This is a genomic window from Paenibacillus glycanilyticus, from assembly GCF_023715145.1.
GTDB classification, from domain to species: domain Bacteria; phylum Bacillota; class Bacilli; order Paenibacillales; family Paenibacillaceae; genus Pristimantibacillus; species Pristimantibacillus glycanilyticus_A.
Genome location: NZ_JAMBNP010000006.1, coordinates 344,242 through 365,316 on the forward strand (window position 1 = coordinate 344,242; position 21,075 = coordinate 365,316).

Below are 21,075 nucleotides of genomic sequence, written 5' to 3' on the forward strand. Positions count from 1 at the left end.
ATTCAATAAAAAAGTTCCAGATGCGTTTGTTCTCACAAAACATCTGGAACAATTGAACGAGCTTTATTCGTATTGCATACGCATGATAATCCCCTGCGCATAATCGCCAAAGGATTTGCCGAACAGGTTTATGCCTCCCTGATGCTTCGCGTCCGGCTTCAGTCCGATCCGGAAGGTAATAAAAGGCTTCTGATCCAGATGCAGATCCCGAAGCGTTGTCATGGAGCTCTTCTCATTATCAACCGTGCTGCGGCTTTCCTCCACTGCCCATGTCTTGAGCAGGCCATGCTGGGTGCTGGAGTCATTCCACCAAGGCGGATTCAGCTTGCCCCGGTGGTCACCGAAATCGCCCGGCGATATCCAGGAGCCAACCTCCATATCATTAACCCAAACCGTAATCTCGGAGGGCCAGTCATTATTATAGTTAGGTGCTTCCGAGCATAGCTCGAGAGAGAATTCGATTGACTTCACCTTTGCGCCTGCAGGAAGCTTCTTGGGAAAGCGGTATTCGATCCAGCCCTTGCGGAACCAGATAATCTCCGCCGTCCGGCTGTCCGGATGATAGAAGTTGTCCGCCTCGTCTTCGGCAAACAGCATGCCTGTCGTATTCGCCATTCCGCAGGTCGGAATGATATCAAAGTTGATGAAATGGCCAATCGGCATCTCGACCTCGACCGCTTTGCTCGTATTCTGATAGTAGGCAATCGGATTAAGTATCATGCGCACGTCATCGAAATTACGGCTGCACACCTTCATCGCCCCGCGGGAAGCCGGCTGAAGCTCGGTCAGTATAAGCTCTGCCTCCTCGAGCACCTTCACATTGGTTGCCGCTGTAGAGACCGGAATATCGAGCGCCTCCGCGATTTCAATTATGTTCAGGTTAGGCTTGGCAAGCAGCAGCTTGATGATGCCAATTCGGGTATGTGTACTAAGAGCATGCGCGACCTTTACGAGACGATCGGGCTCGTCTATCGTTAATTCCAACACCGCAAAGTCCCTTCTTCCTCTTATCTGATAGTTTCTTACAACAAGATTAGCGCTATTTACCTATTTTGTCTAGTTTAATTGTAACAAAATATATTTTTATTTTTTGTTACAGAATTTTTGTTTTTAACTTTGAAATAACCCCTTAACCGTAACAAAGCTGCCAATGAATATGGCAAGCTTTGTTGTTTTTCCTGCATGACTCGTTAGAAACCGCCCCTGGAATGAATAATTTCCCCCGTTATCCATTGCGAATCATCGCTTGCGAGAAAAGCAATAAGTCGCGCCGCATCATCGGGAACCCCGATACGGCCCATCGGAAATTGCGGCAGAAGCGCTTCTTTCACTTCTTCGGACATCCAGCCCGAGTCCGTTGGACCCGGATCAACTGCATTCACGGTTATGCATAGCGGAGCCAGCTCTGCCGCCAGCGATTCGGTAAAAACCGAGATGGCCCCTTTGGTCGCGGCATAGATGAGATTCCCGGGCATCGGACCTTTTCCCTGACCAGAGGTGAGATTAATAATACGTCCGCCTGCGGTCACTTTCTCTCTTTCTATCAAACGTGCAAATTCAGCGGATAACATAAACGTCCCCCTAATGTTCACGGCACAATGCGCATCAATGAGCTCCTCGGTTAATTGCCGGAAATCGGCATCGACGCTGTACGTTGCGTTATTAACGAGGATGGTCGGAAAACCAACCGCTCTCACTGCCTCCTCCAGCAGCTGGGATCCTGAGCCCGATAAAGCTAGATCCAAGCTCATATGTCCAACCTGAACGCCAGATTGACGCAGTTCCTCGGCGAATAGGTCCGGCCAACCTTTCTCTGTATTCTTGGGATACAGGCTTTTATCGTAATCGTAGAGATGCGTAAAGAATACGCTGGCGCCTTCAGCGGCAAAAGTCCGGCACACAGCAGCTCCAATACCATTGGAACGACCCACGCCGGTAACAATGGCGACTTTCCCTTGCAATCTGGTCATTACAGAATCTCCTCCCGTTCCCCTACAACCATTCGATATACCCTTCCGTTCCATGGACGCGAATTCGCTGCCCATCCTTTATCCGCTTGGTTGCGTTCTCCACGCCGACAACTGCCGGCAAGCCGTATTCGCGAGCGATAACTGCCCCATGGGTCATCAATCCGCCAACTTCGGTGACCAAGCCCTTAATGGATACAAACAATGGCGTCCAGCCAGGGTCGGTAAAGGAGGTCACTAATATATCCCCCTCCTCCAGAACGGCATCCTCCATGTTTAAAATCACGCGCGCTCGTCCCTCTACCACTCCCGATGAAACAGGCAGGCCTGCAATAGCCTCAGCCGGAAGATTGTCTCGCTTGTATTGACCGCTTATGATTTCGCCGTCAGACGTAATAACGCGCGGCGGAGTTAGTTTTTCATATCGTTGGTACTCTTCTTTTCGTTTGCTGACGATCTGGTTATCCAGTTGATGTGTGCGCACAGCGTCGTGAAGCTCTTCGAAAGCAAGATAGTAAATATCCTCTTTGTCATGAATAACGCTCTCTTGCACGAGTCGCTCGGCTTCCTTCAGCAAAGCTTGCTTATAGACGAAATAGCGGCTCACCATGCCGTATTTGGGATATTCCCGGTACCCGATGAAATTCCGGATGATATCGATCTTTTCTTTGGTTTCTGCGGCCTTTTGTTCACCATCCGGCAATTGCTTCAATCGATCTATTAACTCTTGTTCCTTATCCAAAGCTTCCCGACGCCCTTGCTCAAACTTTCGCTTGCCGGCATTAGGCTCAAGGTTCTTGATGTTGCCAAGAATCAGGGGGACAAGCATAATTGGTTTTTCGCTCCAACGGGTTTTTGTAATATCGATTTCTCCGACACAGCGCATTCCGTATTTGCCAAGATAATCATAAATCGCGTTCTGGGCTTCCTTTCCTCCATCGAACTTCACCAGTTCGTCCAGAAAGTTATCTTCTTTTGCATGCTGCAAAAAATCAATCACATCCGGATATGGACGAATCGCATCCGCGACATCCAATAGAGCCAGCCCCATTTCCGAAGTAATATTGTTCGGCACCGATTGAGAAAGCGTATCTGCCGCGTTCTTTTCGCCTAACCACTCGTTCATGTTTTCATTGATCCAGGCCGTAGCATTTATTGCAGCCATAAACACAGCCGAGCTTTGCGGGTCAAATAAGATCTTCTTTAATTGCTGGATATCCTCCAGAATAAAATCCAATAATTCCAATCCCGATTTCGCTTGGATGTTTTGCTTTAACTCCTCTATTGATGCCTGACTGCGCTTTATCAAATCTGACACGATTGCCGGATCGTTCTCGAATGGTGAAGGCATAGCTGTATGGCTTCTGCCGGCATTTGGCGCTGCTTGAGCAGGAGGTGCCAATTCAATATAATCCCGCTCGATGATGGTCATGAGCGCGCCTTTTATGAGCGGATCGGATCCAAGGTTATTTAATAAAATTTCCCGGCCTTCAGGCGTAGCCAGCCTAGGGGCAATATCAACAAACAACCTCCCGCCGGCTTTACGCATAGGTGCTGGAGTAATTAGCAGGTAAAATGACAATCCCAACGGTTTGATGGGATCTGTCATCATTTGTTGATGACCGACGGATACATAAACGTGATTGCCTTGATCACTGGTTTCGGGGATCGGGTATAACGTAGTGATCGGCCGACTCTGGACAATGTAAAAAGCATCGTCAACCAAACACCATTCGATATCTTGCGGGTAACCAAAATGGGCTTCGATTTGTCTTCCGATACGTGCCAGTCGTAAAATTTGCCGCTCAGTAAGGGTTTGAGCCTGCTCTTGATCTGGATCGATCTGCCTGGTCTCTGTCCCGCCTTCTTTCCTTCCGTAGATAGCCAATTTCTTGGCGGCGATTCTCTTCTCGACGATTTCCCCGTCGCTGACTTTATAGCTATCGGCAGATGCCAGACCGGATACCAGTGCTTCTCCAAGGCCAAAGCCCGCATCGATGGATAGCAGTTTTCGGCTTCCGGTAATCGGATCCGCGGTAAACATAATTCCTGAAGCCTGCGGGAACACCATCCTTTGAACGACTACGGACAGATAGACTTGATTGTGGTCAAATCCGTTTTGCATGCGGTAGATGACCGCGCGATCCGCAAACAGGGACGCCCAGCATTTGCTAATATGCTGCAAGATTGCTTCCTTGCCGATGATATTCAGATAGGTGTCTTGTTGGCCGGCAAATGAGGCATTCGGCAAATCCTCGGCAGTCGCGCTGGAACGCACGGCATAAGCATGCTCCTCGCCATATCGGGAGAGATAACGAGTAACGGCACTCGCAACATCGGGCGGAATCTCCGCTTCCATAATGAGCTGCCGAATCTTTCTGCTGATTTCGCCGATTTGATCCCTGTCTTCTGCTTTCAGAACGGATAATTCAGCCAGCCATTTGCGATACGACCCGTTTTGTTCGATTGCTTTTTGGTACCCCGCCGTAGTCACGCAAAATCCATCGGGTACGTTTATGCCTTCGATTTTAGATAATTCCCCTAAGTTTAATCCTTTTCCGCCAACGAGCCAAAGCTGCGTTTTCTCCAACTCCCGAAAACCGAGAACCAAGGGCTTCATTCAACATCTCTCCTCGCCATTATATTGAGAAAAATCATTTGACAAGAGATCAATCCGCATGATACACTTTAATTGTAAGATGAAATACTTATGTCTATAAGATGTATGTCAGTCGTAAATCGATTGTATCATCGTGTCTGTTTATATGCAATAACAAAAGAACCTGATCATTGATCAGGTTCTTTTTTCGTTTATTTCAACGCGTTATTGATGCCATAAACAGCGCCTTGGTGATAGAACAAATGCAGGGATGTCGCATAAATAAGCTCGCCGATATTTTCGGCTTTCAGGAAGTTCTCGGCAACGGGCTCATCAAGACGATTCTCGAACGTCTCATGAATCGCTCTTCTCAGATCTTCCAACTGAGCGATCAGCACATCCCATTGAGGCGGCGCTTCTTCCCAGTCCCCAGGTTTGGTACCGTAAGCGAAGAGGGTATCGTAAATTTCCGGAAAGATTGGAGCTTCCCCGGAAAGACCGTACACGTGAAATTGCGTTACCGCAATTACATGCCCCAGATGCCAGTGAATATGGTTTTTGAATCCGTGCGGAATCACGTCCCGTTTGTCCGGCGGGCATTGCTCCAATACGGCGATCAATTGATCAAGGTGTTTGTTGAATACATGAAATACATAGTCTGCTCTCATTTATATTCGCTCCTTTTAATGTTGCCAATTAGTTAAATAGTGATGCGTACTCTCCGTAACCCCTTTTCTCAAGATCGGCTTTCGGAATAAATTCCATTGCCGCCGAGTTGATGCAGAATCGCAGTCCCGTTGGCTCTGGCCCGTCTTTGTACACATGCCCCAGGAAGGAATCGGCAGCACGGCTTTTCACAACAACCTCGGCAAATAATCCTTCGCTTTCTTTCAAAACAATGTAGTTAGAGTCCAATGGTTTGGTAAAGCTTGGCCAGCCTGTATTTGGATCGAATTTATCTGTTGAGCTGAAAAGCGGCTCGCCCGATACGACGTCTACGTAAATACCGTCTTCAAAGTAATCCCAGTAGGGGTTATGAAACGGCATCTCGTCCTGCCCGTTTTGCGTAACGTTATATTGGAGCTCCGTCAGCGTCTTCAGCGTTTCTTCTTTGTTAAAGTCTGTCGCATAGGATTGCTTTGCGCTAATCTTCACTTCGCGGTCATCGCCCCAAATGCTGTTCAGGATCGAATCACGCGGGGAGAACAGCCCGCTCATCGTGTTGCCGAACTGATGTTTTTCGAAATAATCCTGATGTTCTGCTTCCGCTTTGTAGAAGGTTGTAGCGGCGGTGATTGTCGTTACGATCGGTTTATCGAAACGTTTGGAGGCTTCCAATTCCTTTTCGGATGCTTCGGCTGCCAGCTTCTGTTCGTTATTCTTATAGTAGATGGCGGACTGGTATTGACTGCCGCGATCCCCGAATTGACCTTTGTCATCCGTAGGATCAACGCTTCTCCAGAACACCTGAAGCAGCTCCTCGTACGAAATGGCGTTTGGATTGTAGTGAACCTCGATCGATTCAAGATGTCCCGTCTTTCCGGAACCCACTTCATAGTAAGTCGGATTTACCGTTTTCCCGCCCGTGTAGCCGGAAATAACACTCGAGACACCGTCCACCTTTTCGAAGATCTCTTCCATATCCCAGAAGCAGCCCCCGGAAAAAATGGCGGTCTCGGAAGGCGAGTATTCATCAATCGTATTCTGAATATCCTGTGCTTGGGATTCCGTTGCCGTTGCTTTATTAAAGGAACCGTTCCAGAAATAGACGACAACACCGAGTACGGCAATGGGGATTAAAAATTTTTTTAATTTCATCTCCTAGCACACCTCCTCTTCAAGTTGTAATCAAATTCTATCAAGACGCAAACGAATAGAGATCTGTGGAAAGTCATGCATTTGCATAAGAAAAGGCATCACTTTTGACACTTGAGCATGAAAAATTTCATGCTCTATGCTAAAAGTAATGCCTCGTGTTTAAGGAAGGTGACGAACCGCATAGATCGCGGCCTGGGTTCTGTCGCGAAGCCCTAGCTTCGATATCAAATTCGAAACATGATTTTTTACGGTACCTTCCGTCAGAAACAGCATGCCTGCAATTTCTTTATTATTCAATCCTTGCCCCAATAAGGCCAGGACCTCTTTCTCCCGTTCCGTGAGCAGCTTCAGCTCCTCCGGTTGACCTGCGGGAAGCGCCTTGTCCGGATTGCGATCGGCAATCGTGATAAACTCTTTCAGCAGCATGGATGTAATATCATGCTGAAGCACGGTGCCTCCGTTGTAGACGGTTCGAATCGCGCCTATGATCGCCTCCGAAGGCATATCCTTCAACAAATAACCATGAACGCCATTCTCCAACACCTTTATGATTAACTCGGAATCATCGAAGGTCGTCAGAATCAATACCTTCGTCTCCGGAAAATGCTTGAGAATCAACGCGGATCCTTCGACTCCGTCCATTCCCGGCATTCGAATGTCCATCAGCACCACGTCCGGGCGCATTTCAATCACTTTCGCATAGGCATCTTGTCCATCCATCGCCGTTCCAATCACTTCCATGCCGGGTTCCAGGCCGATGATGGTCGCAAGCCCTTCCCTCATGATCCGCTGATCATCAACAATAAGAATCCTCATTCGTTATCACGCTCCACATCTGTCGAGGGGTAAGGGAAGTGCGCTTCCACCGCAAAGCCCGTTTCCGGATCCATCCGAAACTGCACTTTTCCGTTCCACTCCTTTACACGTTCTTGCAAATTGATTAAGCCAAACCCCGGCTTTAGCTCGCCTGGCACTTCTCCGTCGTTATGGATCGTGAGAGTAAAACCGGCTTCCGTATAGGACAATAAGATTTTGGCGTTTTTGGCGTTTCCATGTTTCTGCGCGTTCGTCAGCGATTCCTGTACGATTCGATACGCGGTCAATTGAAGATCGCTCGGCAATGCAACCGCTGTCCCGTTCGTTTGGAAGGAGGTATGTACTTCTGCGAATTTCGTAAACTCCTGCGACAGCCTTTCCAGACTTGCGTTCAGAGAAGTCGATTGAATCGGCTCATCCCGAATAGCCCTGACGGAGAGGCGAACCTCTTGCAAAGAAGACCGGATTAGTCCCTCGCAATCCAAATAAGCCTGCTCGCTGCGCGCGGGATCAACCGAGCTTAACTTGCGTGCCGCTTGCATCTGCACGAGCAATGCCGTCAGCTTATGGCCAACCGTATCATGGATTTCCCGCGCAATTCGCACTCTCTCCCGCGTTGCCGCCCATTCTTCCGCCTTCAGCGCATACTCCTCCAATTGCTCGTGAGACTGCTTTAATTGCGCGTATAGCTCCAGAGCATCCCTGCGAGCCTTTTGATAAAAATTAATTAATGCGTTTACGATGCATGCGAAAACAATAAAGGAACATGTCGTGAAATAACTGTTCTCATCCAATCGCTTATATAAATACCAATCAACGCTTCCCATCGTAACCACGTAGAGCAATAGCAGCAAAACACAGGCAGCAATGAGATAGCGGGTTTTCCTTATAAACATCAGTATGGCTAAAGCCGTTATTCCTATAAACAGGTGGTTCGGAAAAACCCCGGCGATAAAGATGTATCCGTAAGATGCCGACACCAGAAAATCCAAGATGAGAAGGTAGATCAGCCAATTTTGATTTTTCGCGTTGGCGTTGGAGTAGAACAGATAGACCGTAAGAAAAACAATGGACGAAAAGACGATAAAACTAAGGCTCCAAAAAAAAGCGATGGAATTCTTAAAATAAAAAATACCAGACAAGGCGAAATCAAAAGCCAGCTTTATCCCGAAAAACCACTTCCAAAAACGCGGGTTCCGTCCGAAAATATCCATGTCATGAACCACTGCTTATGCCCCTTCTCTTCCGTGTAACCGCAAATGACATTACATACGACGTCTATGTCTGAATAAAATGTTGCAATAACCTGTCTATGTTTCCTTATTATAACCTTTCTTGGAGACGCGCATGGACATTATCTCCTATTCAGCTGAACATGCAGACCGTCCTCCTCTGTCCATTCTGCATAATAAACGGCTTGTATGCGATCGACTCTTAACTCCCGGAGCTGCGACAGCAGCCATTCCTCACTGCGGCCAATTTCCTCGAGCTCGCCGCGCTGCAGCGTGCCCTGCTCGATAAGAATGCGCGGAAGCCCGGCCGCCGGCTCCCGCATCTCAAGCTCCGCTCGAGTCGGGGGCTCCTCGCCCGGTTTTTTCATCACGCTCAAGCTGCCGTTCGGTTCGAATACCGCAAACGCGACTTCGCGCACGGAGAAGACGCTCTGCTCCCTTAGAAGCATGCCGACCTGATGCATATCGAGCCGATTCCGCTTCATCGCCTTGACGTCGATCTCCCCGTCGCGGATGATGATATCCGGCCTGCCGCTGAGCGGCACCGACAGCCACGGCATAAGCTGAACCGCCTTCTCCAGGGCAAGCGACAACGCCATCCACAACGCAAGGGCAAAAACGAGCATCGCAAAATGCACCTCTCGGTCATAGATCGTATTGCCGACAAGCTCGCTCAGCATAAGGGACGAGACGAAGTCGAACGGCGTCAGTTGGGAAATTTCCTTCTTCCCGAGCATTTTCGTCATGAACCATAGACCAAAAAAAGCCGTGATGAGCTTCACCGAAATCATTGCATAATCCATCGAATGTCATCCTCGCATTCCACGTCGATTTTATGGATATATACCCTGCTTGTGCCGTGGTTAAGCGAGGAGGCAATTTCCCCTATTATACTATCCTCTTGATCTTTCTGAAATCGAGCTAATTCCTCACACAACAAAACCGCCTTTAGGCGGTTTTATCCTCTCTTTTTATAGGCCTTCATCGCAAACAGGTAAGCCACCGCCATAATTCCGACGCACCAGGCAAGCGCGACCCAGATGTCGCTGCCCACCGGTTGACCGGACAGCAAGGCGCGGATGGATTCAACGATGGAGGTCACCGGCTGGTTTTCCGCAAAGACGCGAACGGCGGTTGGCATCGAATCGGTTGGCACAAAGGCGGAGCTGATAAACGGCAGGAAGATCAGCGGGTAGGAGAAGGCGCTCGCGCCATCCACCGTCTTGGCGGTGAGACCGGCTATTGCGGCGACCCATGTTAACGCTAGTGTAAAGAGCGCGAGGATACCGGCGACGGCAAGCCATGGCAGCACGCCCGCCGAGGAACGAAAGCCCATGATAAGCGCGACGAGAATAATGACGACCACCGATATGGCGTTCGATACAAGCGAAGTCAGCACATGCCCCCACAGCAAGGCGGAGCGTGATATCGGCATCGTGTGAAACCGCTCGAATATACCCCTTTGTACATCAGTGAACAACCGGAAAGCCGTATAGGATATGCCGCTGGCAATCGCCATAAGAAGGATGCCGGGCAGCAAGTAATTCACATAATTATCCGTGCCGGACTGAATGGCACCTCCGAATACATAGACGAACAGCAGCATCATGGCGATGGGCGTAATGGTAACCGTGATGATCGTATCCATGCTGCGGACAATATGACGCATGGAACGTCCCAGCATGACGCTAATATCGGTGAAAAAATGATTCTTTGTCGTCTCCATTTATTTCTCCTCCTTCTTGCCAACGATGGCGAGGAAGATTTCCTCTAACGTTGGTTGCTTCTCCACATACTCGACCTTTCCGGTAGGAAACATCTTCTTCAGCTCCGTTAGCGTTCCGCTGGCGATAATCCGGCCTTCATGCAGGATCGCAATCCGGTCGGCAAGCTGCTCCGCCTCCTCCAAATACTGCGTGGTAAGCAGCACGGTCGTCCCGCCGTCCGACAGCTCCTTGACAATCTTCCATACCTCGATCCGAGCCTCGGGATCAAGGCCGGTGGTTGGTTCATCCAGGAAAATAATCTGCGGTTTTCCCACGAGGCTCAGCGCGATGTCCAGCCTGCGGCGCATGCCGCCCGAATAAGTAGACACCTTGCGGTCGGCGGCGTCCGTCAGGTCGAAACGTTTTAACATGTCCTCCGCAACCTGGCGCGGGTTTTTGAGATATCTCAGCTTGGCAATCATGATCAGATTTTCGCGGCCGGTCAAAATTTCGTCCACCGCGGCAAACTGCCCGGTCAGGCTGATCGTCTGGCGCACTTGAGCGGGCTTCGTTGCGACATCATATCCGTTGATGGCGGCGGTTCCGCCATCCGGCTGGAGCAGCGTGGTAAGGATTTTGACAACCGTTGTTTTCCCTGCCCCGTTAGAGCCGAGAAGAGCGAATATACTGCCCTTTTCCACCTCGAAATCGACGCCCTTCAGCACCTGGAGCTGCTTGTAGGATTTTTGCAGACCTCTTACTTGAATGGACTTGGCTTGCGCGGTTTGCATGGCCTTCTCCCCCTTTAATTAAATAACCGTTACTTTCGACAAATCGACTTCCATGCCCTTGAGCTGCGCGAAGGTCAGTTTATCCATGGTGGCGCCGTCAAAGCAGATTGTTTTGAGCATCCGGTAGTACTTCTTCGTTAACGTAAATCCAGGCTGGAACGAAACATTTTTAAGCGTAGCGCCTTTGAACGAAGCTTCGGTTAAGGCCGATTTGTCAAACTTGACGCCGATAAACGTCTGTCCGTCGAAGGATTGCCCGCTTAGGTCGGCATATCTGAAATCTACTCCGTCAAATAAACAACCTTCAAATGTTGTTTTTCTAAGATCGGTCATGGATAACGTCACATCGGTCAGCCTTGCTCCCGTGAATGTGGCTCCGTCAAGCCCCGACTTGCTGAAATCCGTTCGGACAAGAATCGATTTATTAAAGCTGGCGTTCTTCAGGTCAAGCGTGGACAGGATGCAATCCGTCAGATTCGCGCCGTCGAAGTTCGCTTCGCGTACGTCGCTAGCCTTAAACGTACTGCCGGTCAGATCCGCGCCCGAAAAGTCGGAGCCGTGCAGCGCGCTGCCTTTAAACTGTCCTTTATGAGCGGTCACGCCTGCAAAATCGCTCTTCGCCAGATTGCTTGCGTTAAAGTTCGTCACGACCTGGCGTTCCAGCGAGCGGGAGAGGTTCGCAACCTCCAGGATCGTTTGCTCGATGTCGCCGATGCTCGCAATCGTCATCTTAAATGCAGTTTCATCGTCCTTGCCTTCCGCTTTGAGTTCACGGAACCGCTCCTGCAGATCGGTGTGCAGATCGGCCTTTAATTCGGTAACGCTTTTTACTCCGTCGTATGGCGTGAATACACCGTTCAAATAATTGGTCACTTTCTGATTCATAACTCATCTCTCCTTATAGTAGGTTTTCAAGCACGCGTTTGGCGTACTCCCAGTTGCTTTTATTGCGGGTATAAGCCGTCTTGCCCTTATCCGTAATTCGAAAATATTTACGCCGTCCGCCTTGCGATTCATCGCCCCAGAACCATTCGATATCGCCGTCCGCCTCAAGCCGCCGGACGCTGGAGTACATTGTCGCTTCCTTTAATTCATACTCGCCGCCCGAGCGATCGGCAATCAGTTTGACGATCTCGTAACCGTAGCGGTCAGCCTCGGCTAACAGCCGTAAGATCATCGTATCGGTATGTCCTCGCAGCAGGTCGGATGTGATCTTGTTCTCGCTCATATCATCACCTCGTATTTGTATAATACGACATACTACTGTGACTGTCAAGGTAGTATTTCTAATTAATTACTTTGCCTAGAAATGAAGTCTCTTTCCTCAATGATGAAAATAAAAAAAGCCGCGTAATACGCGGCTTCGTTGTAGATATGTTCTTGTAACGTTAGCGTTATAAAGCTTTCTCAATTGCCGCATCTCCGCCACCGTCCAGGTATTTAGCGAAGGAAATAATGTCCCTCTTCCAGATCCGGAATTAGACCGATATGCGTCGGCTCCCAGCCCAAGCGTTTCCGGGTCAGCTCGCTTGATGTTGGATTGTCGGCTGCGGCTGCGAAGGTGAGCCAGCTGAAATGGCTGTCCGCCTCTTCGCGGGAAATACTGACCACCGGCAGGTTCAGGTGACGGCCGATAACGCCTGCAATATCTCGGAAGAGCACGCCCTCGTCGCCAACCCCGTGCAGTCTTGCCCCTGCCGGCGCGGCTTCTATGGCTAACCGGTACAGGCTGGCCGCGTCAAGACGATGCACGGCTGACCAACGATTGAGTCCCTCACCGATATACGCGGAAGCACCCTTGGCACGGGCAATGTCGATAAGAGTCTTGACGAAGCCATGATCGCCAAGACCGTGCACCGACGGCGCTAGACGAACGACCGATGCCCGCACTCCTTGGTTAACCAGCTTCATTGCTGCTTCCTCGGAGCGCCGTGGCGTAGCCGGAGTTGGAGCGTCCTCTTCCGTGCCGAGTCGTCCAGACGGCAGCATCAGCGTACCGGATGTGCCCACGAAAGGTTTACCCGAGCCTTCCAATGCTGAGCCCATGGCCTCGATGGCCATCCTATCGGTCTCGGCGGCTGCCGCAAAGTTCGAGAAATCGTGATTAAAGGCGAGGTGAATAACGCCGTCCGCCGCGCTGGCGCCTTCACGCAGGCTGTCGAGATCATCCAGGGACCCCCGATGCACGTCCGCCCCCTTTGCCTCCAAATCTTCAGCAGCCTTGTCCGTGCGCGCAAGCCCAACCACCTCATGTCCCGCGGCGAGAAGCTCTTGAACAACCGCCGAACCTACAAACCCGGTAGCCCCGGTAACAAAAATACGCATATTAAATTCCTTCCAGAATGATAGAAATGACCTTTCAATTGAGAGAATAAAGTATAGAGCGCGCTCGATAGCAACCCTTTTCCTATCAATGTTATAATTAATGAATGGAAAAGTATTATTCGAGCAAACAAGTGTCCGAAAAGACCGGACTAAGCATTCACACCTTGCGATATTATGAGCAGGTAGGTTTAATTGACGGCATTGCGCGGGACGACAATGGATACCGTCAATACTCGGAGTCGGATATTGTCTGGTTCCAGGTTCTGAATTACTTCCGGACAATCGGGATGACCATCCGGGAGATGCAGGAATATACCGCCTTCAACCGAAGCGGAGTCCCAACTGTAACAGCCCGGCTAGAATTCATGGAAAGCTACCGGAGGAAAGTGGTCGATCAAATAGCGGAGCTTGAAAAGTCGCTGGACAGAATTGACGATAAAATTAATTTCTTCAAGAATCTGGAGAGCTCGGATAATCTGCAAAAGGAAGGTTAACAAAAAAGGAGCTGTCTCAAAAGCCTGTGGCTAGTGAGACAGCTCCTTTTTACTATATCCAACTACCCTTTGATGACATAAAGCCTGCTTGATTCCTCGAAGATCTCTCCCGGCGCCAGGCTCAGGAAACCGATCTCTTCCGCCGGCAAATCCACGTTAGGAGCGTTCACCAGATTAATCTGCGGCTCCGGACAGAAGAAGCCTTCCGCCGCGTTGTTGTTCCAGATCATCCACTGCTTGTAGGAGGTTCCCACATCATAGACAAGCTTGATATTCGCCTTGGTATCCGTAAGCTCCATCCGGTTGCGCCCGTTCTGCGCGCGGGACGTATAATGGTTGTCCATCGCTTCGAAGAACGGATACACGCCGCTGCCTTGCATCAGAAGCTCTTCTTCCTTCAGCGGCTGATACTGCTTGGTTGGCAGCATCCGCTCATTCAGCTCCCAGCGCTCGCCGATCGTCATTTGGATACGGTAATCCTTGGCTTGTCCACCCGGCACAAACGGCGCATTCACCGACGTGTGGAAGGCAAGCAGGCATGGCAGATCGGCATTCCCGTCATTGCGTACCGTAACCTGTTGAAGAAGTCCGTTCTCGCTTAACGAGTAGCGAAGCCGGATGGTATAGTTGAACGGGAAGCTAGCGTAGGACGGATGATTCTCATCCACCTGAACGGATACAACCACATAACTTTCCGTCTTTGTTGTGCCGAAGTCTTCTACCTGCCACGGGGTTTGATAAAGAAAACCGTGTAGGTGATTGCCCGTTGCCGGCTCATTTACGGGGAACTGATGCGTCTTGCCGTCCCACGGGAATTTGCCGTCTTCATAACGGTTCGGAGGGAAGAGGACCGGAATGCCGTGAATCATCGGTCTAGCCTTAAAGCTCTCCATCTCTTCTTGCGTTGGCTCGTGCAGGAATTGGTATTCCTGTTCAACATCCCGGAAAGCAATCAGATTGCCGCCAATCTCGGGAAGCAGGGCCGCTTCGTATTGCCCATATCTCAGCCATACCGCACGTTCGCCGTAAAATAATCCTTCATTCGCTTGATTCATCGTCATTCTCAAACTCCTTTGTTGTATGATCCAAAAGATAAATCAGGTTCTTGCGGACTTCCGTTCCCCGATCAGCGGGAATTCCCCGATCCGAAGCTTTGCTCCGCCATATGGCACAAGCTCAAGCTCCGCCACCGGCTGATCGTCGGTATCCGGCGCGAGCGGCGGGGTTCCCGCGTTATTGCCTTCCATCCGCCAATCCGGCACCAGCTTGCCCTGCGCCTCAAGCTTGACAGGGGAATCCAAAGCCAGGAATGGCTGATACGGCAAGTCCCCTTCGGCCACGACGGCCTTAAAGGCCGTGTCCGCAAGCAAGCCGTATTTCCAAGGCGAAGCCGGATACAGCTCATAATCATTAAACTTCTCGCGCTTCCGCAATAGCTGCCAGTTCTCTTCTACAGGAAGGGCGTAGACAAGAGGCCCGCGCTCGACGCTAACGGCAAACAGATTGCGCGATACCGTTCTCGCCTCCATCGGAAGCGCCAGCTCAATACAATCTCCCGACTGCCATTCGCGGTCAATTGTAGCATATCCCTGCTTAATCGCAACCGAAATTTCCGTTCCGTTCACCTTGATGACCGGGGAGCCGCACCACTGCGGAATACGCAGCCGCGCGGCGAAGCTCGCCGGACGATCCAGGCGGATATCGATCTTAACCCGCTCCCGGAAAGGATATTCTCCGAATACGCGAAGCTCGGCCTCCACGCCTCCGGCAACGGTTGTTCTGACGAGGCATGGAGCATACGACACTGCCGCCAGCCCGCCTTCGTTATCCTTCATCCATAAATGCGAGACAAACTTCGGCCAGCCTTGATGCATATTGGCCGTGCAGCAGCCAAAATTCGGCTCCAAGCCAAACACATTGGCATAAGGACCGTTGCTCCAGGCGCGCGGCGCTACATTGCAAATAATCTGATTCACCTGCTGATCGTATTGATGGGACGTCCAATCCGCCGAGATAGCGGCAGGCAAAGCGTTAAAGGCTACCTTTTCCAGAACATCGCCAAATTTGCCGTCTCCGAAGATCCGCGTCAGCTGCTCAAGCGTGAACATATATTCAACCACGGCACATAATTCAACGCCTTGGCTCGGATGCGTTCCGGACAGCCATTCATCGCCGGAGAACATGCCATGAGCCTGTCCATGGTAAGTCATCAGGCTTTCTATTCCGCGATACACCGCATCCTGCTCGCGGCTGTCTTCCGTCAATTCGTAAATAACGCCGGGAGTTTTGAGCCCCATGGCCACATTCACCACATGCGTTCTCCAATCCCATTGCTCCACCTTCCGCCAGAACGGAAAGTCGTGAAAAATATCGGTCCAATCCGTTGTCTGCTCCTTTACAATAGCGGCAAGCTTCAGCAGCTCTTCCTTCTTCGTCCGCTTGTACAGCCAGACCAGACAGAGAAGCAGCTCCGCCCCGCGGGCTTTGGCCCATCCGCGCAAAGGCTGCTGCTCGATCTGCGAGGACACATAATCCGCGAATCGCGTAAGAAAAGGAATAACGCGGGCATCGCCGGTTGCTTCTTCATACTGCGTCAGCACCTTGAGCATGATCATGTAATGCCACCAGTCCTGCTCCTTGTCCACGTCGTTATTTACCGTCTGAATCTTGGCCGGACCAAACATGCCGCTCTCCTGCTGGCTGTTCAGCGCCCATTCCACCCAGCGGTTCGCTTTCGCGATCAGCTTCTCGTCGTTCAATATATAAGCAAGCGGCAGCAAGCCGTCCAAATAATACGGACCGCGCTCCCAGCTTTCGCCTTTTCCGCCAATCCAACCGTTATCCGGACCTACATCCGCCCAATGCTCCTCCAGATGTCCGCTTAATCCGTCTGCCTGAATCCGAAGCTGATTGTACAGCCACCCTTCCGCATGAATGCTGCCAAGCGGCAACGCCTCAAAAACACTCTTCACGTTAAGTCCTCCTCCTGTTCAACTGCTTCGAATATACCATTAGATCCGCCTGCCGCTGGATAGACAATCGCAACTACTAATTGTCGGATTACAACCTAATCGGATAATTAACGCATTTACGAATGAGCCGTATTTACTTATACTGGTATCATCATTTAGCAACCCGAGGAGAATAACAATGTTTCATTTTGAATGTCCGCCTATGCCTCACTTCGTTCAGATCGGCCAGGATACGTACAGCATCGGCAGGAAGCATCCCGACCGCAGCAGCATCGGCGTATTTGACCTCCTGTTTGTGACCGGCGGCTGCCTTTATCTCGCGGAAGGGGAGCATGAGCTGACACTGCCGGCCGGACATTTCGGCATCCTGCGTCCCGATCTCGAGCATCGCAGCGTCCACCCTTGCAGGGAGGAAACGCATTTCTATTGGCTGCATTTCCAGACGACGGGGCTATGGCATCCCGAGCCCTATGACAAAGAGCCCTTGCCGCCTGAGCAAGAGCCTCTTTATCCGCCTATCGAATACTTCTCCTTCTATTTGCCGAGAACAGGCTCCGTGCAAAGCCTCGGGGTTACGGCAGAGCAGTTTGAGGAGCTTCTTGCGCTCTACGAGAACCCTTCGGGCAATTCCCGCTGGCGGGAGCAGCAGCTGTTCCATGCCCTTCTCTCCCGCCTTCAGGAGGATAGCAAGGAAGATACGGCTCAGAGCGCCCATCTTCAGCTGGCGGAGGAAGCCGCCCTCTATCTGCGCAAGCATTACCGCGACCCGCTGAGCTATAAGCGAATGGCGGATGAGCTGCATTTTCACCCGAACTATATCGCCTTATGCATGAAAAGAACGTTTGGCTGCACGCCGCTCGATTATGTGACTCAATACCGGATCGAACAAGCGAAGCGGCTTCTCATCCATACGAATGAACCCGTTGGGACTATCGGCGAAGAGACGGGCTTTGGTTCCTTCCCGTACTTCGTCCGCTGCTTCCACAAGCGTACCGGCAAGACGCCAAAGCAATTCCGGCTGTTATACCGCCAAAATAAAGCCTCTACCTAGGCGCAAGGAACCCGGTTCTCTCCAGCTCCGCCATCGCTTCAAGCAGCATCACTCCGCTAAGCTGGCCGCTGAGCTGAACCTCGGCTTCCGGCTCTCCTTCCCAGGATAAGCTGAACAATCCGGAATCCGAACGGCCCCGCGCCCACAAGGAGCTCGCGTTATGCCGGATCAGATTCACCCATGGCAGCGCCAAATCGGGCTGAATATGGATGAGGTTAACGAGATAACGGATCAGAATGCCTTTGAATAGACCGCAATCGTCATTCCCCTCGCGCGGCAGCATGCCGGTCTCCCGGTCTACCAGTTCCGAGACGGTTGCCGCCGCGGTTCTTTGCGCATCAACAAGATAGCTTTCCTCTCCCGTACAGTTGTACAGCTCAATGCCGGCGCCAATAAAGACGCCTTGGCAATACGTATACTTCCAGTCGTAATCGATTTGGCCGTCGCCAAGCCGGTTCATGCCGTCCCAGACAAAGCCGGTTGCCGGATCAACAAGCCGTTCCTTATTAAATTGATAGATCCGCTGCGCCCATTCCAAGTCTTCCTCCCGGCGATCCATCTGATAGATTCGCGCAGCCAGGATTGAAGCAGGTGCATTGGCAGGCGTGTTCTTATAATCGAGCTGATCCTTCTTCCAGGCCATGCCGCCGCCCATATGATCGTTCCAGGCCGTCTTGATATCTTCCCACAGTTCAAGCGCGCCTTCCTTATAGAACGACTTCCCGGTCGTATGATAAGCACGCAGCAGCGCCAAGGCCATCCATTCCATATCGTCATAGTAATTATGGAGCAGCGTATCGCCATTCCACTTCTTCGCGCCGCGGAAAGCCCGCTCCAGCAGCACTTCATCCTCGCTTGCTTCCGTGCGTTGAAGGGCATCAACCATTACATCCACAACATGCGCGTGCCACCAATAAATCCAATGATCATTACAAGTACCGTTGCATGGTACAACTTGATCCATAACGCTTCGTTCTTCATTCCAGAACAAACGCTTGAAATCTTGCTGCGCGATCGCCGCGCGTTCTGCCCATATTGCTTGTGCTGCCATTACGACTGTACCTCCTCTGTCTGCGCCGTGCTGGTCTGGCCGTTCTTCTCCAATACAGCCAGCTGCTCAAGCAGCATGATGCCGCTAAGCTGCGTGCTGAGCGTCACGCGCTCCTCCGGCTGAATTCCCCAAGAGGTGCTGAATACTTTGCGCGCCGCATCACTGCCTTGCGCCCAAAGCGTCTCGCCTTGCCGCTCCAGCAGCGCCGACAGCTCTGCCCGCTCCGCCGACACGGAAGCAAGCTCGCCAAGATAACGGACCAGAATACCCTTGAACAATCCGCCATCTCCGTTGCCTTCATCCGGCCATAGACCGTCACGCAGCAGTTCGTCGCCGGCTGCCTTCGCCGTACGTTCGGCATCCTTCAGATAACCGACGTCGCCCGTAATCCGGAACAATTCTACGCCGGCGCCAATAAAGACGCCTTGGCAATACGTAAACTTCCAGTCCTTGTCGATCGATCCGTCACCCGTGCGGTTCATCCCGTCCCAGACAAAGCCGGTCGCCGGATCAACAAGCTTTTCCTTCAGCCAGTTGTAAATGTTATGCGCCCAAGCCAAATCCTCTTCCCTGCCAAAAGCCTGGTACAGACGTGCCGCCAAGATAACGGCAGGCGCGTTAGCAGGAGTGTTTTTATAATCCAGCTGCGACTTCTGCCACGCAATTCCTCCGCCGACATGCTCGTTCCAGCCGGTTTGGATGTCCTCCCACAGGAGAAGGGCAGCTGCCTTATACTTCTCGGCACCCGTTGCCTGATAAGCCCTCAGCCAAGCAATGGCCATCCATTCCATGTCGTCGTACAATTCATTCGGCCAAACGCCTTCGTTGCGCTGCAGAATACCTTCGTAGAAAGCATCCAGCCGATTGCGGTATGCCGCGCTGCCCGTCCGGTTGAGTCCGTCCGCCAGCGCATCCACCGCATGCGCCATCCACCAGTAATGAAAAATCGTATTACAAGCACCGTCCGGGCAAGGGATCTCAATGTCATACATGTTAATCGTAGGATTCCAATATAATTGCTCTAATGCCTGCTGAGCCTCTTCCGCCCGTGCTGCCCACACCATAGTTTCCACTCTCCCGTATTCTCTGCCTAATGTAATCGTCCGTTTTTCTCTAGGACGGCCATCTGCTCAAGAAGCATCACTGCGCTTAGCTCCGTGCTTAACTGCACAATCTGATCCGGCGTTTCCGCCCATGAATTACTGAATAACGCTTTGTCTTCCGCTTTGCCGTATTGCCACAAGCTGTTGGCGTTTGTCTCGAGCATGCCGATCAATTCTTGGGTTTCCGGCCCCTTCGGATCAGCCGCGATCAGCTCTCCAGCATAGCGGACTAATACACCCTTGAATAAGCCGCCATCCCCGTCGCCCTCCGAAGGAAGCATGCCGGTTGCCGGAGACAGGAACATCTCCTTCAGATTAGCTGTCGTGAGGCGCGCATCGTCCAGATAAGTCTTGTCTTCTGTTGCGCGGTACAGCTCAACGCCTGCTCCTATGTACACGCCTTGGCCGTAAGTGAACTTCCAATCCTTATCGATATTGCCGTCACCGGTCCGGTTAACGCCATCCCATACAAGCCCGGTCTCCGGATCAACAAGCGTCTTCTTTTGCCAGTCGTAAATCCTCTTTGCCCATGCAAGATCTTCTTCGTTCCGAAACTGCCCATACAACCGTGCGGCCAAAATAACGGCTGGCGCATTCGCCGGCGTATTCTTGTAATCGAGCTGCTCCTTGCGCCATGCGATGCCGCCGCCCGTCTCATCGTTCCAGCCGCCCTTGATCTCTTCCCATAGCTCAAGCGTTGCCTGCTTATACCGCTCGTCCTTGGTCGCATCATAGGCTCTAAGCCAGGCAAGAGCCATCCATTCCATATCATCGTAATAATCGTTAATCATCACGCCGGCATTGCGGTCAAGCAATCCCTGATACAGCTTGTCAATTAGACCGCTATACCGTTCATCGCCTGTACGCTCGTATCCATCGACGAGCACGTCTACCGCGTGAGCCAGCCACCAGTAGTTGAATGGATCGGTGCAAAGCTGCGCAATGCACGGCGCGGCATTGCTGAATAGTCCGCGTTTCTCGTCCCAGAACGAACCAGCCAGCTCCAGCTGCGCAGCCTCCGCCCGTTCCTGCCACAAAGTGGAGGAAGCGGACGGTTCGCTCGCACGCGCCAGCTGCCAGATGACGGCCGCCGCCACAATAAGCAGCGCGGCCAAGCCGGCTATTAGCTTCTTTTGCTTCAATTCGATTC

General features: G+C 51.5%; 20 protein-coding genes. 2 read left to right on the forward strand and 18 right to left on the reverse strand.

The window, feature by feature from the left end; translation table 11 throughout:
- Positions 1 to 63: 63 nt before the first annotated feature.
- The 13 genes from M3194_RS19000 to M3194_RS19060 form a co-directional block, all read right to left on the reverse strand.
- Complete coding sequence (locus M3194_RS19000) at positions 64 to 987, reverse strand: ArsR/SmtB family transcription factor (protein WP_251655641.1); 924 nt, start codon at positions 985 to 987, stop codon at positions 64 to 66.
- Between the two features lie 203 nt (positions 988 to 1,190).
- Positions 1,191 to 1,970 carry an SDR family oxidoreductase gene (locus tag M3194_RS19005; RefSeq protein ID WP_251655642.1) on the reverse strand — a complete coding sequence of 260 codons (780 nt, stop codon included), beginning with the start codon at positions 1,968 to 1,970 and terminating at the stop codon, positions 1,191 to 1,193.
- 22 nt (positions 1,971 to 1,992) lie between these two features.
- Positions 1,993 to 4,587 carry a phosphoenolpyruvate synthase gene (ppsA, locus tag M3194_RS19010; RefSeq protein ID WP_251655643.1) on the reverse strand — a complete coding sequence of 865 codons (2,595 nt, stop codon included), beginning with the start codon at positions 4,585 to 4,587 and terminating at the stop codon, positions 1,993 to 1,995.
- 191 nt (positions 4,588 to 4,778) lie between these two features.
- Entirely contained in the window at positions 4,779 to 5,234 is a 456-nt protein-coding gene (locus M3194_RS19015; RefSeq protein WP_251655644.1) for a DinB family protein, read from the reverse strand.
- Positions 5,235 to 5,262: 28 nt separating this feature from the next.
- Positions 5,263 to 6,384: a peptide-methionine (S)-S-oxide reductase MsrA gene (gene msrA, locus M3194_RS19020; protein ID WP_251655645.1), complete on the reverse strand. Its 1,122-nt coding sequence runs from the start codon at positions 6,382 to 6,384 to the stop codon at positions 5,263 to 5,265.
- A 159-nt stretch (positions 6,385 to 6,543) separates the two neighbouring features.
- Entirely contained in the window at positions 6,544 to 7,200 is a 657-nt protein-coding gene (locus M3194_RS19025; protein ID WP_251655646.1) for a response regulator, read from the reverse strand.
- The gene (locus M3194_RS19030; RefSeq protein WP_251655647.1) at positions 7,197 to 8,426 is read right to left on the reverse strand and encodes a sensor histidine kinase; all 1,230 of its coding nucleotides are present in this window, start codon (positions 8,424 to 8,426) and stop codon (positions 7,197 to 7,199) included. The genes M3194_RS19025 and M3194_RS19030 overlap by 4 nt, the downstream gene beginning before the upstream one ends.
- A gap of 128 nt (positions 8,427 to 8,554) precedes the next feature.
- Positions 8,555 to 9,235, reverse strand: coding sequence for a YetF domain-containing protein (locus M3194_RS19035; protein WP_251655648.1), 681 nt, complete (start codon positions 9,233 to 9,235; stop codon positions 8,555 to 8,557).
- Positions 9,236 to 9,390: 155 nt separating this feature from the next.
- Complete coding sequence (locus tag M3194_RS19040) at positions 9,391 to 10,158, reverse strand: ABC transporter permease (protein ID WP_251655649.1); 768 nt, start codon at positions 10,156 to 10,158, stop codon at positions 9,391 to 9,393.
- Positions 10,159 to 10,929 (reverse strand): ABC transporter ATP-binding protein, encoded by a 771-nt coding sequence (locus M3194_RS19045; RefSeq protein WP_251655650.1) that lies wholly within the window; start codon positions 10,927 to 10,929, stop codon positions 10,159 to 10,161.
- A gap of 18 nt (positions 10,930 to 10,947) precedes the next feature.
- A complete protein-coding gene (locus M3194_RS19050) occupies positions 10,948 to 11,814 on the reverse strand; it encodes a pentapeptide repeat-containing protein (RefSeq protein ID WP_251655651.1) in 867 nt (288 codons plus the stop codon).
- Between the two features lie 13 nt (positions 11,815 to 11,827).
- Positions 11,828 to 12,157 carry a PadR family transcriptional regulator gene (locus M3194_RS19055; RefSeq protein ID WP_251655652.1) on the reverse strand — a complete coding sequence of 110 codons (330 nt, stop codon included), beginning with the start codon at positions 12,155 to 12,157 and terminating at the stop codon, positions 11,828 to 11,830.
- A 212-nt stretch (positions 12,158 to 12,369) separates the two neighbouring features.
- Positions 12,370 to 13,254 (reverse strand): SDR family oxidoreductase, encoded by an 885-nt coding sequence (locus tag M3194_RS19060; RefSeq protein ID WP_251655653.1) that lies wholly within the window; start codon positions 13,252 to 13,254, stop codon positions 12,370 to 12,372.
- Between the two features lie 104 nt (positions 13,255 to 13,358).
- Between M3194_RS19060 and M3194_RS19065 the strand changes: the two genes are divergently transcribed.
- Positions 13,359 to 13,748: a MerR family transcriptional regulator gene (locus M3194_RS19065; protein ID WP_285889367.1), complete on the forward strand. Its 390-nt coding sequence runs from the start codon at positions 13,359 to 13,361 to the stop codon at positions 13,746 to 13,748.
- Positions 13,749 to 13,810: 62 nt separating this feature from the next.
- Here M3194_RS19065 and M3194_RS19070 read toward each other — a convergent pair whose 3' ends face one another.
- Complete coding sequence (locus tag M3194_RS19070; RefSeq protein WP_251655655.1) at positions 13,811 to 14,809, reverse strand: aldose 1-epimerase; 999 nt, start codon at positions 14,807 to 14,809, stop codon at positions 13,811 to 13,813.
- Positions 14,810 to 14,845: 36 nt separating this feature from the next.
- On the reverse strand, positions 14,846 to 16,720 hold the full coding sequence (locus tag M3194_RS19075; RefSeq protein WP_251655656.1) for a beta-L-arabinofuranosidase domain-containing protein: 1,875 nt from the start codon (positions 16,718 to 16,720) through the stop codon (positions 14,846 to 14,848).
- Positions 16,721 to 16,898: 178 nt separating this feature from the next.
- On the opposite strand from M3194_RS19075, the gene M3194_RS19080 reads away from it, so the two are divergent.
- Positions 16,899 to 17,771, forward strand: a complete 873-nt coding sequence (locus M3194_RS19080) for a helix-turn-helix transcriptional regulator (protein ID WP_251655657.1) — start codon at positions 16,899 to 16,901, stop codon at positions 17,769 to 17,771.
- On the opposite strand, the gene M3194_RS19085 is transcribed toward M3194_RS19080, so the two are convergent.
- Genes M3194_RS19085 through M3194_RS19095 form a run of 3 tightly spaced genes read right to left on the reverse strand, consistent with a single transcriptional unit; the run spans position 17,764 to position 21,067 of the window.
- A complete protein-coding gene (locus tag M3194_RS19085; protein WP_251655658.1) occupies positions 17,764 to 18,822 on the reverse strand; it encodes a glycoside hydrolase family 76 protein in 1,059 nt (352 codons plus the stop codon). The two genes, M3194_RS19080 and M3194_RS19085, sit on opposite strands and share 8 nt — an antisense overlap.
- Positions 18,822 to 19,886, reverse strand: coding sequence for a glycoside hydrolase family 76 protein (locus tag M3194_RS19090; RefSeq protein ID WP_251655659.1), 1,065 nt, complete (start codon positions 19,884 to 19,886; stop codon positions 18,822 to 18,824). Before M3194_RS19090 ends, M3194_RS19085 begins: the two co-directional genes overlap by 1 nt.
- Before the next feature lie 26 nt (positions 19,887 to 19,912).
- Positions 19,913 to 21,067: a glycoside hydrolase family 76 protein gene (locus M3194_RS19095; RefSeq protein ID WP_251655660.1), complete on the reverse strand. Its 1,155-nt coding sequence runs from the start codon at positions 21,065 to 21,067 to the stop codon at positions 19,913 to 19,915.
- Positions 21,068 to 21,075 lie beyond the last annotated feature (8 nt).

Excerpts from the sequence above, each read along its gene's own strand:
- M3194_RS19005 (WP_251655642.1), bottom strand. The coding sequence starts at position 1,970 with ATGACCAGATTGCAAGGGAAAGTCGCCATTGTTACCGGCGTGGGTCGT.
- ppsA (WP_251655643.1), bottom strand. The coding sequence starts at position 4,587 with ATGAAGCCCTTGGTTCTCGGTTTTCGGGAGTTGGAGAAAACGCAGCTT.
- M3194_RS19015 (WP_251655644.1), bottom strand. The coding sequence starts at position 5,234 with ATGAGAGCAGACTATGTATTTCATGTATTCAACAAACACCTTGATCAA.
- msrA (WP_251655645.1), bottom strand. The coding sequence starts at position 6,384 with ATGAAATTAAAAAAATTTTTAATCCCCATTGCCGTACTCGGTGTTGTC.
- M3194_RS19025 (WP_251655646.1), bottom strand. The coding sequence starts at position 7,200 with ATGAGGATTCTTATTGTTGATGATCAGCGGATCATGAGGGAAGGGCTT.
- M3194_RS19035 (WP_251655648.1), bottom strand. The coding sequence starts at position 9,235 with ATGGATTATGCAATGATTTCGGTGAAGCTCATCACGGCTTTTTTTGGT.
- M3194_RS19040 (WP_251655649.1), bottom strand. The coding sequence starts at position 10,158 with ATGGAGACGACAAAGAATCATTTTTTCACCGATATTAGCGTCATGCTG.
- M3194_RS19045 (WP_251655650.1), bottom strand. The coding sequence starts at position 10,929 with ATGCAAACCGCGCAAGCCAAGTCCATTCAAGTAAGAGGTCTGCAAAAA.
- M3194_RS19050 (WP_251655651.1), bottom strand. The coding sequence starts at position 11,814 with ATGAATCAGAAAGTGACCAATTATTTGAACGGTGTATTCACGCCATAC.
- M3194_RS19055 (WP_251655652.1), bottom strand. The coding sequence starts at position 12,157 with ATGAGCGAGAACAAGATCACATCCGACCTGCTGCGAGGACATACCGAT.
- M3194_RS19060 (WP_251655653.1), bottom strand. The coding sequence starts at position 13,254 with ATGCGTATTTTTGTTACCGGGGCTACCGGGTTTGTAGGTTCGGCGGTT.
- M3194_RS19065 (WP_285889367.1), top strand. The coding sequence starts at position 13,359 with ATGGAAAAGTATTATTCGAGCAAACAAGTGTCCGAAAAGACCGGACTA.
- M3194_RS19070 (WP_251655655.1), bottom strand. The coding sequence starts at position 14,809 with ATGACGATGAATCAAGCGAATGAAGGATTATTTTACGGCGAACGTGCG.
- M3194_RS19080 (WP_251655657.1), top strand. The coding sequence starts at position 16,899 with ATGTTTCATTTTGAATGTCCGCCTATGCCTCACTTCGTTCAGATCGGC.
- M3194_RS19085 (WP_251655658.1), bottom strand. The coding sequence starts at position 18,822 with ATGGCAGCACAAGCAATATGGGCAGAACGCGCGGCGATCGCGCAGCAA.
- M3194_RS19090 (WP_251655659.1), bottom strand. The coding sequence starts at position 19,886 with ATGGTGTGGGCAGCACGGGCGGAAGAGGCTCAGCAGGCATTAGAGCAA.